The 720-nt window shown below is 68.6% G+C and carries 2 protein-coding genes; both read right to left on the bottom strand.

Going from position 1 to position 720, the window contains the following annotated elements; all coding sequences use genetic code 11:
• A partial coding sequence (locus ELR45_RS29050) for a flavodoxin family protein (RefSeq protein ID WP_205857493.1) occupies positions 1-576 on the bottom strand: 576 nt, incomplete at its 3' end.
• The gene (locus tag ELR45_RS43055; RefSeq protein WP_420813971.1) at positions 573-677 is read right to left on the bottom strand and encodes a hypothetical protein; all 105 of its coding nucleotides are present in this window, start codon (positions 675-677) and stop codon (positions 573-575) included. The genes ELR45_RS43055 and ELR45_RS29050, both read right to left, overlap by 4 nt.
• Positions 678-720: the final 43 nt, after the last annotated feature.

Below are 720 nucleotides of genomic sequence, written 5' to 3'. Positions count from 1 at the left end.
GTCGTTCTCCGGACCGCCGGACCCGGGGTCGAGGTAGGACGGGCCCGGGCCGGCGGCCCCTATCCAGCCCGCGTCGGCCTGCGGCGGAATGGTGAAGCCCAGGTGCTGCAGGCTGTAGAGCACGTTCATCGCGCAGTGCTTGACCCCGTCCTCGTTGCCGGTGATCACACATCCCGCAACGCGACCGTAGTAAGCGTACTGACCGGCGTCGTTGAGCGAGGCGGAGCACCCGTAGAGCCGTTCTATGACCCGCTTCATCACCGAGCTGTTGTCCCCGAGCCAGATCGGCCCCGCGAGGATCAGGATGTCCGCGCTCATCACCTTCTGGTAGATCGCGGGCCACTCGTCGACGTCGGCACCGTGCTCGGTCATGTCCGGCCACAACCCGGTGGCGATATCGTGGTCGACCGCCCGGATCTCTTCGACTTCGACGCCGTTCTCCCGCATGAGGGTGCTGCTCACGCGCGCGAGGCCCGCGGTGTGGCTGGGTTCCGGTGAGCGCTTCAGCGTGGCGTTGATGAAGAGGGCTCGCAGGCCGTCGAACCGAGGCGGCACGGCCGATGTCGGGCCGATCATGTCGGCTCCTCGTCGCCGACCTTGGGCGGGGGCGCGCGGTAGAGCAGGTCGCGGTACTCGGGGTGGTGGCGCAGCCACCCGAGGATGAAGGGGCAGATCACCAGCGTCCTCAGCCGGCGCTCGCGGATGTCGTCCAGTGCGGCG

The sequence above is a fragment of the Phytoactinopolyspora endophytica genome, from assembly GCF_004138495.1.
Classification (GTDB): Bacteria; Actinomycetota; Actinomycetes; order Jiangellales; family Jiangellaceae; genus Phytoactinopolyspora; species Phytoactinopolyspora endophytica.
The sequence above is the reverse complement of the archived record's forward strand: the minus strand, read 5'-3'. Positions and strand labels throughout refer to the sequence as shown.